General features: G+C 55.9%; 19 protein-coding genes and 1 tRNA gene. 5 read left to right on the top strand and 15 right to left on the bottom strand.

Annotated elements, in window-relative coordinates:
- The first annotated feature begins 60 nt into the window (after positions 1 to 60).
- The 4 genes from B9Z35_RS01360 to B9Z35_RS01345 are packed head-to-tail and all read left to right on the top strand — an operon-like array spanning position 61 to position 3,247.
- Positions 61 to 696: an L-threonylcarbamoyladenylate synthase gene (locus B9Z35_RS01360; RefSeq protein WP_108282768.1), complete on the top strand. Its 636-nt coding sequence runs from the start codon at positions 61 to 63 to the stop codon at positions 694 to 696.
- Between the two features lie 46 nt (positions 697 to 742).
- The gene (locus B9Z35_RS01355) at positions 743 to 1,414 is read left to right on the top strand and encodes a site-2 protease family protein (RefSeq protein ID WP_108281875.1); all 672 of its coding nucleotides are present in this window, start codon (positions 743 to 745) and stop codon (positions 1,412 to 1,414) included.
- A gap of 20 nt (positions 1,415 to 1,434) precedes the next feature.
- A complete protein-coding gene (locus B9Z35_RS01350; RefSeq protein WP_108281874.1) occupies positions 1,435 to 2,631 on the top strand; it encodes a tryptophan--tRNA ligase in 1,197 nt (398 codons plus the stop codon).
- 22 nt (positions 2,632 to 2,653) lie between these two features.
- Positions 2,654 to 3,247 (top strand): response regulator transcription factor, encoded by a 594-nt coding sequence (locus tag B9Z35_RS01345; RefSeq protein WP_108281873.1) that lies wholly within the window; start codon positions 2,654 to 2,656, stop codon positions 3,245 to 3,247.
- Between the two features lie 63 nt (positions 3,248 to 3,310).
- On the opposite strand, the gene ccmI is transcribed toward B9Z35_RS01345, so the two are convergent.
- From ccmI to B9Z35_RS01295, 10 genes are read right to left on the bottom strand one after another with little or no spacing between them, the layout of a single operon-like run.
- On the bottom strand, positions 3,311 to 4,633 hold the full coding sequence (ccmI, locus tag B9Z35_RS01340; RefSeq protein WP_146178923.1) for a c-type cytochrome biogenesis protein CcmI: 1,323 nt from the start codon (positions 4,631 to 4,633) through the stop codon (positions 3,311 to 3,313).
- A 1-nt stretch (position 4,634) separates the two neighbouring features.
- Positions 4,635 to 5,099, bottom strand: coding sequence for a cytochrome c-type biogenesis protein (locus B9Z35_RS01335; RefSeq protein ID WP_108281871.1), 465 nt, complete (start codon positions 5,097 to 5,099; stop codon positions 4,635 to 4,637).
- Positions 5,096 to 5,677 (bottom strand): DsbE family thiol:disulfide interchange protein, encoded by a 582-nt coding sequence (locus B9Z35_RS01330; RefSeq protein WP_108281870.1) that lies wholly within the window; start codon positions 5,675 to 5,677, stop codon positions 5,096 to 5,098. Before B9Z35_RS01330 ends, B9Z35_RS01335 begins: the two co-directional genes overlap by 4 nt.
- Positions 5,674 to 7,593: a heme lyase CcmF/NrfE family subunit gene (locus B9Z35_RS01325; protein WP_108281869.1), complete on the bottom strand. Its 1,920-nt coding sequence runs from the start codon at positions 7,591 to 7,593 to the stop codon at positions 5,674 to 5,676. The genes B9Z35_RS01330 and B9Z35_RS01325 overlap by 4 nt, the downstream gene beginning before the upstream one ends.
- A complete protein-coding gene (ccmE, locus tag B9Z35_RS01320; RefSeq protein WP_108281868.1) occupies positions 7,590 to 8,060 on the bottom strand; it encodes a cytochrome c maturation protein CcmE in 471 nt (156 codons plus the stop codon). Before ccmE ends, B9Z35_RS01325 begins: the two co-directional genes overlap by 4 nt.
- Complete coding sequence (ccmD, locus tag B9Z35_RS01315; protein WP_108281867.1) at positions 8,060 to 8,251, bottom strand: heme exporter protein CcmD; 192 nt, start codon at positions 8,249 to 8,251, stop codon at positions 8,060 to 8,062. Before ccmD ends, ccmE begins: the two co-directional genes overlap by 1 nt.
- Complete coding sequence (ccmC, locus tag B9Z35_RS01310) at positions 8,248 to 8,991, bottom strand: heme ABC transporter permease CcmC (protein WP_108281866.1); 744 nt, start codon at positions 8,989 to 8,991, stop codon at positions 8,248 to 8,250. Before ccmC ends, ccmD begins: the two co-directional genes overlap by 4 nt.
- Entirely contained in the window at positions 8,988 to 9,659 is a 672-nt protein-coding gene (ccmB, locus tag B9Z35_RS01305; RefSeq protein ID WP_199219747.1) for a heme exporter protein CcmB, read from the bottom strand. The genes ccmC and ccmB overlap by 4 nt, the downstream gene beginning before the upstream one ends.
- Positions 9,656 to 10,294 carry a cytochrome c biogenesis heme-transporting ATPase CcmA gene (ccmA, locus tag B9Z35_RS01300; RefSeq protein WP_108281865.1) on the bottom strand — a complete coding sequence of 213 codons (639 nt, stop codon included), beginning with the start codon at positions 10,292 to 10,294 and terminating at the stop codon, positions 9,656 to 9,658. The genes ccmB and ccmA overlap by 4 nt, the downstream gene beginning before the upstream one ends.
- Before the next feature lie 3 nt (positions 10,295 to 10,297).
- Entirely contained in the window at positions 10,298 to 11,221 is a 924-nt protein-coding gene (locus B9Z35_RS01295) for a GNAT family N-acetyltransferase (RefSeq protein WP_108281864.1), read from the bottom strand.
- 20 nt (positions 11,222 to 11,241) lie between these two features.
- Here B9Z35_RS01295 and B9Z35_RS01290 point away from each other — a divergent pair, with 20 nt between their 5' ends.
- Positions 11,242 to 11,439 carry a hypothetical protein gene (locus B9Z35_RS01290; RefSeq protein ID WP_108281863.1) on the top strand — a complete coding sequence of 66 codons (198 nt, stop codon included), beginning with the start codon at positions 11,242 to 11,244 and terminating at the stop codon, positions 11,437 to 11,439.
- Positions 11,440 to 11,467: 28 nt separating this feature from the next.
- Here B9Z35_RS01290 and B9Z35_RS01285 read toward each other — a convergent pair whose 3' ends face one another.
- The 5 genes from B9Z35_RS01285 to serS all read right to left on the bottom strand — a co-directional run bounded on the left by B9Z35_RS01285 (position 11,468) and on the right by serS (position 15,186).
- The gene (locus tag B9Z35_RS01285) at positions 11,468 to 11,902 is read right to left on the bottom strand and encodes a hypothetical protein (RefSeq protein WP_108281862.1); all 435 of its coding nucleotides are present in this window, start codon (positions 11,900 to 11,902) and stop codon (positions 11,468 to 11,470) included.
- A 10-nt stretch (positions 11,903 to 11,912) separates the two neighbouring features.
- Complete coding sequence (locus B9Z35_RS01280; RefSeq protein ID WP_108281861.1) at positions 11,913 to 13,148, bottom strand: voltage-gated chloride channel family protein; 1,236 nt, start codon at positions 13,146 to 13,148, stop codon at positions 11,913 to 11,915.
- Between the two features lie 80 nt (positions 13,149 to 13,228).
- Positions 13,229 to 13,318, bottom strand: a tRNA-Ser gene (locus tag B9Z35_RS01275).
- Between the two features lie 34 nt (positions 13,319 to 13,352).
- Entirely contained in the window at positions 13,353 to 13,832 is a 480-nt protein-coding gene (locus B9Z35_RS01270) for a hypothetical protein (protein WP_146178922.1), read from the bottom strand.
- A gap of 31 nt (positions 13,833 to 13,863) precedes the next feature.
- Positions 13,864 to 15,186 carry a serine--tRNA ligase gene (gene serS, locus B9Z35_RS01265; protein WP_108281859.1) on the bottom strand — a complete coding sequence of 441 codons (1,323 nt, stop codon included), beginning with the start codon at positions 15,184 to 15,186 and terminating at the stop codon, positions 13,864 to 13,866.
- Between the last annotated feature and the right edge of the window lie 13 nt (positions 15,187 to 15,199).

Below are 15,199 nucleotides of genomic sequence, written 5' to 3'. Positions count from 1 at the left end.
TCAATTCAAAACTTCGTGGTGTCCGACACCACACCCGCTCACTTCTCGGCGTACCCGCTCATGGCTCAGTTTCTTCAAGTTCACCCCGACAACCCTCAGCCCCGTTTACTCAAGCAAGCCGTTCAGCTACTTGAGCGCGGCGGCATCGTGGCCGTTCCTACCGACTCCAGTTATGCCTTGGTCTGCCACTTGGACGACAAAGCGGCGGTTGAACACATGCGCCGCATTCGCCAAGTGGACGAGAAACACCACCTCACCTTGATATGCCGCGACTTGTCTGAACTGGCGAATTACGCCCGTGTGGACAACCGCCAATACCGTTTACTCAAAGCCGCCACGCCCGGTGCGTACACCTTCATCTTGGAAGCCACCAAAGAAGTGCCCCGCCGCGTGAGCCACCCACAACGCAAAACCATTGGCCTGCGCGTGCCGCTGAACAAAACCCTGCTCGACTTGCTCGAGATGCACGGCGCGCCTCTGCTGGCCACCACGCTCATCGCTCCTGGCGAGACCGACCCGATGAACGACGCCGAGGAAATTCGCGACCGTTTCGAGCACGAGCTCGCCGCCGTGATTGACGCAGGGGCTTGTCCACTCGAACCCACCACCGTGGTGGACCTCACGCCCATGGACGGTGGCGGCGACCCTGAGGTCATCCGCGAAGGACGTGGCCCACTGAGCACTTTGGGCCTGTAAATCGCCCCACTGCTAGCCCCAAAGTGTTGAATGCGACAATGACGCTGTGAATTTCCCAGAGCTGATTCAAACCATCCTGATCTATGCCTTGCCCGTGGTGTTTGCCATCACGTTGCACGAGGCTGCGCACGGCTACGTGGCGCACAAGTTGGGTGACAACACAGCTTGGATGTTGGGCCGCGTCACCCTCAACCCCATCCCCCACATCGACCCGCTGGGCACGATTGCAGTACCTGCACTGCTCTACCTTGCCTCTGGCGGCAACTTTTTGTTTGGTTATGCCCGCCCTGTGCCGGTGCGCTTCGGCAATTTGAATCACCCCAAGCGCGACATGATTTGGGTGGCATTGGCAGGCCCGGCCATCAACTTCTTTCAAGCGCTGGCTTGGCTGTTGGCCTTCTACCTGATGAAGCATTTCGGCGTGACTGAAACCTACTTCTTGAAAATGAGTTTGGCTGGCGTTGTGGTCAACGTGTCGATGTTTGTGTTCAACCTGTTCCCTCTGCCACCACTCGATGGCGGTCGTGTGTTGGTCGGCTTGCTGCCTTGGCGCGCAGCTGTGTGGCTGTCTAAGGTTGAGCCTTACGGCATTTACATTGTGTTGGCGCTGGTGGCCTTCAACAAACTCGACGATATTTGGATTGGACCTTTGATGAAGTGGACAGTGTTCGCTTTGTCGCTCTTGCTCAGCCCCTTTGAATTTTTATTGAATCCCTGATTTTTAAAAGTAAGCACGATATGAAAGAACGCGTTCTCTCCGGCATGCGCCCCACGGGCGCTTTGCATTTGGGCCACTACCACGGCGCTTTGAAAAACTGGGTGCGTTTGCAGTCCGAGATGGATTGCTATTACTTCGTGGCCGATTGGCACGCCCTCACCACCCACTACGAAAACCGCGAGGTGATCGAGAAGAACGTGTACGAAATGGTGATCGACTGGCTCGCTGCTGGCCTCGACCCCAACGCTTGCACCATCTTCTTGCAAAGCCGTATCCCTGAACACGCCGAGTTGTTCACGCTCTTAGCCATGGGCACACCGCTGGGCTGGCTCGAGCGCGTGCCCACCTACAAAGACCAACAAGAAAAGCTCAAGGACAAAGACTTGTCCACCTACGGCTTCTTGGGCTATCCACTCCTGCAAGCCGCTGACATCTTGATCTACAAAGCCAAGCATGTGCCCGTGGGTGAAGACCAAGCTAGCCATGTGGAGCTGACGCGCGAAGCCGCGCGCCGCTTCAACCATTTGTACGGCCGCGAAATCAATGCGGAAGAAAAAATCCAAGCGTCGCTGGCCAAGTTGCCCAAAGACAGCATCAAACGCTTTGAGAAATCGCGCAAGGCCTACCAAGAAACAGGCGATGCCAAAGCCTTGGAAGGTGCGCTGGGCTACATCGCATCAGCGCCAGAGCTAGACGAACAAGACCGCGAGCGTTTGGGTGGTTACTTCAAAGGCACAGGCAAAGTCATCTTGACCGAGCCACACGCGCTGCTGACAGAAGCCAGCAAATTGCCGGGCCTTGACGGCGCCAAGATGAGCAAAAGCTACAACAACTCGATTGCCATCCGTGAAGACCGCGCCACGATTGAACAAAAAGTTAAGCGCATGCCCACCGACCCTGCACGCCAAAAACGCACGGATGCGGGCGACCCTGACAAATGCCCTGTGTGGCAATTTCATATGGTTTACAGCGATGCAGGCCAGCGCGAATGGGTGGCTAAAGGCTGTAAAACTGCAGGAATTGGCTGCTTAGAGTGCAAACAACCCATCATCGATGCTATCTTGCGCGAGCAGCAACCCATGCTCGAACGTGCAGAGCCGTACATCACCAACCCCAAGATCGTTCGTGATATCGTCGACGCAGGTACTGAAAAAGCACGCAAAACAGCTCGGGAAACCATGCAGGATGTTCGGTCTGCAATGGGGCTAAACTACTAATATTGATTCAGGAGTAATAAAAATGAGTATGTACATCATTGACGACCACCCATTGGTCCGCCAAGCCATTGCTATGTTGTTGCGCCGCATGCGTCCCGCATCGAAAGTTGTTGAATTAGAAAAGTTCAGCGAATTGCAAGCAGCCATCATCAAGAACGGTGATCCAGAGCTGTTCGTGCTCGATTTATTGCTCCCAGGCGTCAAAGGCACATCGGCCGTCAAAGAAATTAAAACGATGTACGCCACCGTACCTTTGGCGGTGATTTCTTCTATGCCAGCAGGCGAAGCAGAAGAAACATGTATTGAAGCAGGTGCTGACATCTACATCGAGAAGTCAACACCAGCCAACGAAATTTCCTCCGCGCTCCAAGGCTTGTTTGCTGCAGAAAACGGTGACGAAGAGACGGCTGTTGCCATCGGCGAGACCAAATTGTCCAAGCGCCAAAAACAACTCATCGTCATGTTGGACCGTGGTTTGAGCAACCGCGACATCGCGGCTGAACTCGACATCAGCGAACACACAGTGAAAGTTCACTTGTGGCGCCTGTTCCGTCGCTTGGACGTGAAGAGTCGTACGCAAACATTGCACTTTGCACGCACCAACGGCTTGCTGTAATCAGCGAAAGGCCCAACAAAAAAGCCCCGCACTGCGGGGCTTTTTTTCAACTCACTCAAAGCGTCATTGCGCAGTAGATTGCAAAGTATCACGCACCATGAGGTTCAAGCCTTTGCTACCGGGTTTGACTGGCGTCAAACTCACACCGTAATCATTGGGCTGCGCAGTGGCTTGACCACTCTTTGAAATACGCACACGCACTGTCACCTCGTCCATGCCAGAAAGCTTGACCGCAGGGCTCATCGCCATGCTGTCATCCAGAACAAAGTCCAATGGCAATTTATCAGCGGTGGTTCGCAAAATAGCAATTGGCATACGCGAGCCACTCACAGGGGTTGCATACACAAACACAGTGTCTGTTGCAGCCACTAAGCCCTTCAGCTCTTTCACCAAGCTCACACGTCCGCTGATGCTGCTGGCAGCCAGGGCAGCTTTGCTAGCGACTGTTTCTTGCTGTATGGCTGCACGCGGCGGAATGGCTGGCAAGCCCATCTTGTCTCGCGCTTCAGCAATGGCACGATCTAGCTCTGGTGCATCGGGTGAATCCGTAGGCACAACTTCACGTGCACGCTCCCAATAGCGTAAAGCCGTTTGATAATTCATCTCCGCATAGGACGCACTGCCTGCCAAAAACAAGGCATTGAGGTGATGTGGATCCGCCGTGAGCACACGTTGAATGATGGACCAAGGTTCACCCGCAAAGCTGCCACCATTCTTTTGAGCCAACACCTCAGCGCGCTCAATCGATAAGTTGTCATCACGACTCAAAGCCAATGCTTTGCCGTAAGCCTCTGCGGCTTCTTCAAAGTGGGCGCGCGCACGTTGAACGCGACCAAGCATGACCCAGCCTTCCATGCTGTTGGGCTCATCTTGCAAGCGGCGCGTCAGGGCCGTGGCCATCTCGGTCAGTTTCTCAGGCGTCACTTCAGCTGAGTTATCTACCCCTTGCTTCAAAGCCATTGGGTCTAGTGCGGCAGGCTCACCTAAGACGCTGTACATCAACACAGACGCCACAGGCACCACAAACACCAACAAACAAACCGCCAACCAAGGCTTGCGCCACACCACAGGCATTGCAGGACTGAGCGGCTCATTGAAAGCATCATCCGCAGTCGCATCTGCCAACAAACGTTGCGACAGTTCATCACGCGCGGCCTTGAGCTCTTCGTAATTCAGGTTACCCATCACGAACTCGCGGTCGAGCTCGACCATTTGGTCGCGGTACACAGCGGCATTGGCTTGGGCGGGGTTGGTGTTGGCATCAGCTTGGTGTGCTGCCCAACGTGCACCCTGTTGCGAGCCGCGCCACAGCGCCACACTCAACACGAGCATCACCACAGCCATCATGGCCACGGCGACATAAATAAAAGCGAGTGCGGGGTTCACATCAACCTTTCAACAGTTGCTTGGCGCGTTCGCGCTCATCGTCCGTCATGACTGCAGGCGCAGCCACCGCGCGGCGTTGACGCAGATACACACCCAAGAAGATGGCGGCAATTGCTAGCAATAAAAACGGACCAAACCACAGCACCCAAGTCAAAGGCTTGACCTCAGGGCGATACAACACAAAATCGCCATAGCGAGCCACGAGGAAATCTTTGATGTCTTGGTCTGACTTGCCTGAGCGAATGAGCTCACGCACTTCTTGACGCAAGTCGTCCGCCAACTCAGCATGCGAGGAAGCCAAGGATTCGTTTTGACACACCAGGCAACGCAGCTCTTGCGAGATGTCGACCAAGCGTGCTTCGAGCTTGGGGTCTTCAGCCATAGGCACGGCCTCACGGCCAGTACTCACAGAAGCAAACAACACGATGCTTACCGCCAGGGCGGTATTGAGAATCAGACGCTTCATGATTTGTTCAACTCCGCAATCAGAGGCAAGATTTTTTCCGCCAGCAAAGCAGGCGTGACAGCACCCACAAACTTGTAGCGAATCACACCAGCCTTGTCGATGACGTAAGTCTCGGGCACGCCATACACACCGTAGTTGATGCCCACGCGACCATCGAGGTCCATCACCGACGTCACATACGGGTTGCCGTGACGTTTGAGCCACACTTGGCTGCGCTCACGCGCGAGCTTGAGCTTCTCGTCGAACGGCGCTTTGTACGCAGGGTCTTGCGGCTGAATTTCTTTGTAGCTCAGGCCCACGATGGGAACTTGGTACTTTTCAGAAAACGCTACCAGCACAGGGTGCTCTTCGCGGCATGCCACACACCAAGTGGCCCACACATTGAGCATCCACACTCGGCCTTGCATGTCGATGGGCGAGAACTTGGTGTCGCCCGGCTCAAGCGTGAACAAAGTGAAATGCGGCGCAGGCTTGCCAATTAAGGGCGATGGAATTTCACGCGGGTCGCGCTTCAAGCCCACGGCCAAAAACACCACGAGGCCGATGAACAAGACCAGCGGAATCAAAACCTTTTTCATTTGCGGTATCTCCGGTCCAGTGCGGCCAACACGCCACCCAACACCATGAGCAACACACCGCCCCACAGCCACGGCACAAAGGGCTTGTAGTACACGCGCATGCTCCACTCGGTGCGCGCGTCGTCCAGCGGCTCACCCAGCGACACATACAAGTCGCGCATGAAACCCGAATCAATACCAGCTTCTGTCATAGCCATGGCCGATGAGAAATAGCGACGTTTTTCAGGCTGCAAAATTTCGATGATCTTGTCGTCACGCAGCACTTGCACATCGGCACGCACGGCCTTGTAGTTGGGGCCGCGGACTTCGTCAAGCGAGTTCAAACGGAAGGTATAGGGTGCGATGGTGACCACGTCGCCAATTTGCATGCGCACATCGCGCTCGACCTCGTAGCACTTGACGCCGGTGATGCCAATCACCAACACAGCCATGCCAAAGTGAGCGATGTGCTGACCCCAGAAGGATGCACCGATGCGGCCGGGCTTACCCACGCGTTCAATGACTTGTTGGGCTGTACCCAAAGCCACCCAACAACCGAGGAACAAACCAAACGCAGCGCCGAGTGACCAACCACCCAACACAAATGGCAACAGAACGGCCAAGGCAACCGCACCCGCAAACGTCCAACGCAGCTTATGCGCAATCTCGCGCACATTGGCATCACGCCAACGCGCCACTGAACCAGGAATCATCAAGAACACGGTGGGCACGAGCAGCGGTGCAAACACGGCATTGAAGTAAGGAGGACCCACCGACAGCTTGCCCAAGTTCAGAGCGTCAATGATGAGCGGATAAATTGTGCCCAGCAACACAGCAGCAGTGGCCACCACCAGCAACACGCTGTTGGCCAACAAGAACGATTCGCGCGACACCAGCTCCATGCGACCACCCAAAGCCACGCGAGGCGCGCGCCATGCAAACAGCGTGAGCGAAGCGCCCACCACCACGGCCAAGAAAATCAAAACGAACACGCCACGTTTGGGGTCAGATGCAAATGCGTGTACTGACGTGAGTACGCCAGAGCGCACGAGGAACGTACCGAGCAAAGACAACGAAAAAGCAGCAATCGCCAACAACACCGTCCATGCTTTGAAGCTGCCGCGCTTCTCTGTGACCATCAACGAGTGAATGAGTGCCGTGCCAACCAACCAAGGCATGAGCGAGGCGTTTTCTACCGGGTCCCAAAACCACCAGCCGCCCCAGCCGAGTTCGTAATACGCCCACCAAGAACCGAGGCCAATGCCGAAGGTCAGAAATGTCCAAGCCACCACCGTCCAAGGGCGCGACCAGCGCGCCCAAGCGGCATCCAAGCGGCCGCTCATCAAAGCAGACACGGCAAACGCAAACGCCACGGCCATGCCCACGTAGCCCATGTAGAGCATGGGCGGGTGAATCACCAAGCCCGGGTCTTGCAGCAGCGGATTCAAATCTTTGCCATCCAAGGCGGCTGGCAACAAACGCTCAAAGGGGTTGGAGGTGGTCAAGATGAACAACAAGAAGCCCACCGAGATCAAGCCCAACACGCCAATCACACGCGCCACCATATCGAGTGGCAAGCTGCGCGAGAACACCGCCACAGCCACCGTCCACACCGACAACAGCAACACCCACAGCAAGAGCGAGCCTTCGTGGCCGCCCCACACCGCGGCGAATTGGTAGGGCTTGGGCAGCAAGGAGTTGGAGTGCTGCGACACATACAACACTGAGAAATCGTTGTTCAAAAACGAAATCGCCAATGCACCAAACGCAAACGCCACCAACACAAACTGCAACGCAGCCGTGGGGCGAGCCAATGACTGCAAGGTGACTTGCGTTTGTGGGTTGCGCACCAAGGTGCCTGCAATGGGCAGCACCCCTTGCATCACCGCCACCACGGCGGCCAGCATGAGCGCGAAATTACCGAGTTCTGGAATCATGGGTTGCCTTTGATGGGGGCTGGCGTTTGCACAGACTTGGCCGCTTTGGCTGCGGCCGCTTGGTCCATCGCATGTTGGGCTTCAGGAGGCATGTAGTTTTCATCGTGCTTGGCCAGCACTTCGGTGGCCACAAACAAACCGTCGTCACCCAGCTTGCCTTGCGACACCACGCCTTTGCCCTCTTTGAACAAATCAGGCAACAGGCCCACATAGGTCACGGGCATTTCGTTCACGGTGTCAGTGATGACAAAGCGCACGGTGTTGCCGTCACGCACCAAGCTGCCTTCTTTGACCATGCCGCCTGCGCGGAAGGTGCGACCCTTGGGCGCTTCGCCTTTGCTCACTTGCGTAGGCGTGAAGAAAAACACCAAATTACTTTGGAAGGCATTCAGCACAAAAGCCGCTGCGGCGCACAACACCACAATGCCAGCGGCAATCAGTGCAAATCTTTTGGTTCTGGGTTTCATCACATCAATTCTTCAACAGGTAATTGAGCCACAGCCTGCTCGGCTTTCAATTGATTCAGCACAACACGGTGCGCCCAACGGGCTTGCCACACTTCGACGGCCAGAAGCAAAGCGGTCACGCCCACGCTGCCCCACACGTAGACGGCGTAGCCGCCCATGGCCCAAAACTGGCTCCAGCTTTCCCATCTCATGACTTCACCTCGTCGAGTTCGTGCACCCAAGTCGCTTGGCTCTCACGCTGCAAGATGAGCGTGCGCACGCGGTACAACACCAACGCCACGGTATAGAACCAAAACGCCAAGGCCATGAGCAACATGCTCCACAACATGATGGCTGCCATGCTTGAGCCTTGTGTCACAGACACCGAAGCGCCTTGGTGCAGGGTGTTCCACCACTTCACCGAGAAATAAATGATGGGCACGTTGATCGCACCCACGATGGCAATCAGTGCACCTGCGCGGTCGCTGCGGCGCGTGTCGTCAATGGCCGAGGTCAAGGCGATGTAGCCGAGGTACAAGAAAAACAAAATCAGCTCAGACGTGAGGCGCGCATCCCACACCCACCAAGCGCCCCACATGGGCTTGCCCCATAGTGCGCCGGTCCACAGAGACAAAAATGCAAACAAGGCTCCGGTGGGGGCCAATGCACGAGTCATCATGCCCGACAGGCGTGTATTGAAGGTCAAACCCAAAACGCTCCAAAACGCCATGGCCAAGTAGATGACCATCGACATCCAGCTCGCAGGCACGTGCACGAAGATGATGCGGTAGCCCTCGCCTTGCTGAAAGTCCGTCGGGGCCACAGCAAAGCCCAGCCACATGCCCACCAGCATCAGCAAGGTGGCCAATGCAGCAAACCAAGGCCACGACTTGCCCGCCAAACCATAAAAGGTTTGCGGTGCTGCGTAATAAAACCAGTTGATATTCTTCATTCCAACGCGATCCGTAAAGCCGTTGCACATGCGAACGGGCTGAAAAAGGCTGCAGGCAACAACATCGCCATCAAAATTGAGAAGTGCGCCTGTGCGCCCAAACCGCTGGCTTGCGCCTCCACTGCGCCAGCACCAAACACCAGCACCGGGATGAACAAAGGCAACACCAACAGCGAGAGCAACACCCCGCCGCCACGCACGCCCAAAGTCAACGCAGCACCAATGCCGCCTACCAAAGACAAAACGGGAGTGCCCAACAACAGGGCCAATGTGAGGGTCATCAGGGCATCGGCCGAGAGGTCAAACTGCAGCCCTAAAACTGGGGCCAATAATACCAACGGCACCCCTGAGACCAGCCAATGCGCCAAGAGTTTGGCACTGATCAGTAAGGGCATTGGCGTGGGCGACAAAGCCATTTGCTCAAGCGTGCCATCGCGGTAATCCGCTTCAAACAAACGTTGCAGCGCCAACATACTCGACAAGAGCGCGCCCACCCACAGCACGCCAGGTGCGACTAGGCGCAAGGTGTTCAGCTCAGGACCAATGCCCAATGGGAACAAGGCGGCCACCACCACAAAGAAAAACACTGCCGTCAGCACCTCGCTCTTGCGACGCATGGCCAAGAGCAAATCGCGCCGCAGCACAGCCATGAAAGCGCCGCCACTCATGCCACGCCTTTCAATCGGTAGGTTTGCACATCCACCGAGGTGCCACTCGCACTGGTCAGCGCCACAGGCTGATGGCTGGTGAACAACACCATGCCGCCATTGGCCACATGCTCAGCCAATAAACCACGCAGTCCATCAACCGCTTTCACATCCAAAGCCACAAAAGGCTCATCCAAAACCCACAACGGCGCTTGGCTGGCCAACAAACGGGCCAAAGCCGTGCGGCGCTTTTGGCCTTGCGACATCACGCGCAGCGGCAAGTGCTCGCGCCCGCGCAAACCCATACGGGCCAAAGCCACCAAGGCTTGCTGCTGGCTGAGGTTGCGGCCAGACACTGCGGCGTCTGACATGAGGTTTTCCAAAGCGGTCAACTCTTCTTTGAGCGACAAGCCGTGGCCCAGATAAAAAAGCGACGAGCGAAAGGCTGTCGCGTCTTGCTGAATGGTTTTGTCTTGCCAGCACACCTCGCCCGCATCGGCGGGTGACAGGCCACACACGATGCGCAGCAAACTGGTTTTACCCACGCCGTTGTCACCCTCAAGGTGCAAGGCTTGGCCCGCTTTCAGCTCGAAGCTGACGTCGGCAAAGAGTGGCTTGTTGCCACGGCTGCAAGAAAGGTTGGAGACGCGCAGCATGGATTAAATGAACGTCCCTGCGCAGGTCAGCACTTGGCCACCCGTGCTCATCTTGAAACGCGCAATGCCTGCGCTGCGTGTGGTGTTGACGCCGCCTAGGTCGAGCTTGCGCACACCGCGCTCGCGTAACTCTTCGATGCCTTTCCACAAAATCAAATTGTGGGCATGCAAGTCGCGGCCTGCGTCGCTGGTCCAACCCACTTGGTAAATGGCAGCTTGTCCGTGAATCAAAAACATCATGCCTGCCACACGGTCGCGGCCCAAGTCTGCGCGCATCGTCAAAATAGTTTTAGATGGTTGCTGACGCGAAGGTACATATAAATCAAAAAAATGTAACGGCAAGCCATGCAAGCCGCGCTGTTCGCGCTGCTGCATTTCGGCATCGAGCAACCAACGGTATTGGCCCGCATTGGTGCCCACGCGGTGAACGGTGAGCTCTGAATTTTCAGCACCGCCCAAGCGGTGACGCCAACGCTTATCCAACTGGGCACGCAACTCGTCCATCGACAGGGTGAGATCGAGCATCACAGTGCTATGGCCCGTCATCACTTTGCGCCAAGGCGACAGGCCCAGCTCGGGGCCTTGCGCTTCCAGCGGTGTGAAAGCCACCACACGCAAATTTTTCAGCGGGATGGTTTTCTTGAGTGCTTTGTAAACCTTGGCTTTGTCTGCGCCCGTCATGGGCTGCAGCCAAACAGGCCCCAGCGAACACAAGGCCATGTGTGCCAACCCGCCCACAAAGCGGCGAATGATGAACTGCGCCAAAGCCACAGGTGTTCCGTCTTGCTCAACCAGCGCACGCAGTACGCCCACGCCCAAGGTCTTCATGCAAGCGCCGTAAGCCCAGTCTTGCTGCAAAGGTGCGGCAGCGGCCGCATGGTGTGCATCCCATTCGGTGTGGACTAGGGTGTCCCAGTTGACTTTCATGCGCCTAAAATCCTCGCACCATGTTGAACAAACTTCGCCTTCGCAAACAAGCCCAAACCGTGATGGGTTACCGCTTGGATGAACCCCGCCCCACCCTCATATTGGTGCTGTGGGCATTTATTTACGTGGGCCTGCCCTTGATCGTCGTGAGCAGTTTGGTGGACTTGCTGATTCAGCAAATCACGGGTAACTGCACCGGTTTTTGGTGCTGGTTTTAAAGATTGGGCCATCGTTGTTTGCAAGGCCTTAACGAGGCACGCTGCAAGGCCCCGTGATGTTGACACGCACTTTTTTGCCCATGTAGGTGGTGTCAGTGAAAGCCGTCACGATCACCGTGGCTTGCTCAATGCGAATCTCTGACTCCGCACCCGTCACCTTGTGCTTACGGAACGCACCCATCTCTTTGGCGGTGGTTAAGTTTTTACCAGTGAATTCTTCAGTGGCCAAACTGTTGGCGATCAACACATAAGGCTCGGGGCCATTCATTTTCAAGAAAATGTTTTTGCCCATCGATTGAATTTCAATCACCACCTTTTGAGGCTTGATCTTGAGATCATCCATTGCAGGAATGACACCCTCCACCTCGCAAGGCATTTTGAAGGTTTGGGCAAATGCGGACGTACAAAGCAAAACCATTGCGCACAGCGCAGTTTGCAATAAACGAGTGAGGTTCATGGTCATAGCTCCCATTTTAAGAAGGCATATTTGTCTTGCGATGCGTCACACGTTGTGCACGGTAGATGCCGGTATGACCCGAACACACATAACTCATCACACAAGCCAGTGCAGCAAACACGCCGATCTCTGTGCCGAACAATTCCATGGCCATCAGAGTTGATGCAATCGGCGTGTTCGCAGCCCCTGCGAACACCGCCACAAAGCCAACGGCAGCCAAGAGCGTAAATGGCACATCCAATACTGGAGCCATTGCATTACCCAATGTCGCGCCAATATAGAACAAAGGTGTCACCTCGCCGCCTTTGAAGCCTGAGCCCAACGATGCAATGGTGAACATCATCTTGCCCAGAAAGTCAGTTGGTGCAAGTGGGTGAGCAAATGCCTCCACCATCACCGGAATACCCAGACCGATGTAACGGTCAAAGCTACCCCACATCACTGCAGCAGCAATCACCGCGCCACCCAACAAGGGGCGCAGCGGAGCGTAAGCAATGTGCTTTTTCATCACACCACTCAATGCATGTGTGCCAGTCGCAAACAACTTGCCCGCAAAGCCAAACGCCGCACCGGCCACCACCATGGCGGCTAACAACCAAGCTGTGATTTGTGGCACCAAGCCCACTTCATACTGCGTATGCTGCACACCCCACAACAAGCCCACTTGATCGGCCAGTACTGCCGCAATCACACAAGGCAGCAAGGCATCTAGACGCATGCGGCCAATGGCCAACACTTCCAGCGCAAACACAGCGCCTGCCAGTGGCGTACCAAACACAGAAGCAAAGCCTGCACTGATTCCCGCCATGAGCACCATGCGACGGTCAGAGTGGTCAAGTTTGAAAAAATGCGTGAGCTGATCGGCCAAGGCCCCACCCATTTGCACCGCCGTGCCTTCACGGCCCACAGACGCGCCAAACAAATGAGAGATCACTGTGCCACCCAACACAAAGGGGGCCATACGCAGGGGCACCACTTTTTTAGGGTCGTGAATTTCGTCAATCAGCAAGTTGTTACCCGCTTCGACGTGCTGGCCAAACTTGAGATACAGCCATCCCACACAGAAGCCCGCCACAGGCAAGCCCCAAATTAGCCAACGGTTGGCTTCGCGAGTCTGGGTAGCCCAGTCGAGTGAGAAAAGGAACAGGGCTGAAGCTGAGCCCGCAAGAGCTGCCACCACCGTCGCCAAAGCCACCCACTTCGCCACGTAGCGTAGGAGGTCTAGTTTGGAAGATTGCTCAAGATGTGGCATCTGTCGCCCCGTGAGACTGACAACCAAATATGAAAAAAGCCATTCAATGACGAACGGCTTTTTAAGGTGCTTTTTGGGCTTGGCGGAGAAGGAGGGATTCGAACCCTCGGTAGGGTCGCCCCTACGCTTGATTTCGAGTCAAGTACATTCGACCACTCTGCCACTTCTCCTGATTCGGTGTCGTTTGTCGAAGCTGTAATTCTATCAGGGGCGACGTGCGCCAGCGCCACCAATAGGCTGTACCACCACTCCTGCGCCAGCGGACGCTCCACCTGCACTTCCTGCAGGACTCACGGTCATGGATGCCAGAGAACCCGTAAACAAACCACTGTCTTCAATCTCAATCGTGGCAGCACGCTCTGCACGGGTAAAAACCAACAAGCTCTTTTTACCGCGTACAGAGGCAATCATGGTCCATCCCTGGCGCGGCAGCTGCTCAGCAAAGAAGTTATAGCTGCTGGTTGCGTCATTGGGCAACTCAAACACAGCGCGACCCAGCCAACCCTCACCCACACCAAAAATTAACGACTCCGTCGTGCGCAGCTTGGTGCCCACAGGTAAAGGCATGCGGCCCAGTTGTTCCATCGTCGGACGCTGGCCATTGTCTGCATTGGTTTGCGATTCAGTGGTCGTGCCGCAAGCAGTCAACAACGCTGTCGCCAACAAGAGAAGTAGTTTTTTCACAGCGTTCACCCCTTAAAGTTTTCGAACTGTATCAGCCGCGCAATTCAGCCACGCCACCCATGTAAGGGCGCAGCGCCTCAGGCACGCGAATGCTGCCATCGGCTTGTTGGTAGTTCTCAAGCACAGCCACCAAAGTGCGGCCCACAGCAAGGCCAGAGCCGTTCAAGGTGTGCACGAGTTCGTTCTTGCCTTGTGCATTTTTGAAACGTGCTTGCAAGCGACGCGCTTGGAAGGCTTCGCAGTTCGACACCGAGCTGATTTCGCGGTAAGTGTTTTGCGCAGGCAGCCACACTTCAAGGTCGTGGGTTTTGGTTGCGCCAAAGCCCATGTCGCCGGTGCACAGCAACATCACGCGGTAAGGCAAGCCGAGCTTTTGCAACACAGCTTCGGCATGGCCTGTCATTTCTTCCAAGGTCTCGTAGCTCTTGTCGGGGTGAACGATTTGCACCATCTCGACTTTGTCGAACTGATGCTGACGAATCAAACCACGTGTGTCACGACCTGCACTGCCTGCCTCGGAGCGGAAGCAAGGTGTGTGTGCGGTGAGCTTGATGGGCAACTCGTTTTCAGCCAACACCACGTCGCGCACGAAGTTGGTCAAGGGCACTTCGCTGGTGGGGATCAGGTAAAGCGCAGTGCTCTCGCTCGTGGCTTCGCCTTCTTGGCCGCCCTTCTTGGCAGCAAACAAGTCTTCTTCAAACTTGGGCAACTGGCCTGTGCCTTTTAGGCTTTCGGCATTCACGATGTAAGGCGTGTAGCACTCGGTGTAGCCGTGTTCTTGGGTTTGCACATCGAGCATGAACTGCGCGAGCGCACGGTGCATGCGAGCGATCTGGCCCTTCATCACGGTGAAGCGTGAACCAGAGAGCTTGACGCCCATTTCAAAGTCGAGGCCCAAAGGCTCGCCCAGGTCGACGTGGTCTTTGGGCTCGAAACCCAAGGGGGCTGGCTCGGTGCCTGTGGGGCTCCAGCTGCGCAGCACCACGTTGCCGTGTTCGTCTTCGCCGGCAGGCACGCTGTCGTGCGGCAAGTTGGGCACGGCCAACAACAAAGTTTGCAACTCGGCTTGCAAGGCATCCAAGCGCACGGCCGAGGTGTCGAGTTCGGTTTTGATGTCGGCCACTTGCGCCATCACGCCATCGGCGCTCTCGCCTTTGGCTTTGAGCATGCCGATTTGCTTTGACAGCGCATTGCGGCTGGCTTGCAACTCTTCGGTGCGGGTTTGCAATGTTTTGCGCTCGGCCTCTAAAGCTTGGTACGCATCCACATTCAAGAACGCTTGTGGGTTCTTGCGAGTTTCGAGTTTGGCAATGACGCTGGGCAGGTCGCGGCGCAGTTGATTGATATCGAGCATTTACTTTCAGTCC

Origin of the sequence: Limnohabitans sp. Jir61, assembly GCF_003063545.1 — a bacterium.
GTDB lineage: Bacteria > Pseudomonadota > Gammaproteobacteria > Burkholderiales > Burkholderiaceae_C > Limnohabitans.
Note: the sequence above shows the minus strand (reverse complement) of the source record. Positions and strands in the feature narration are given on the sequence as shown.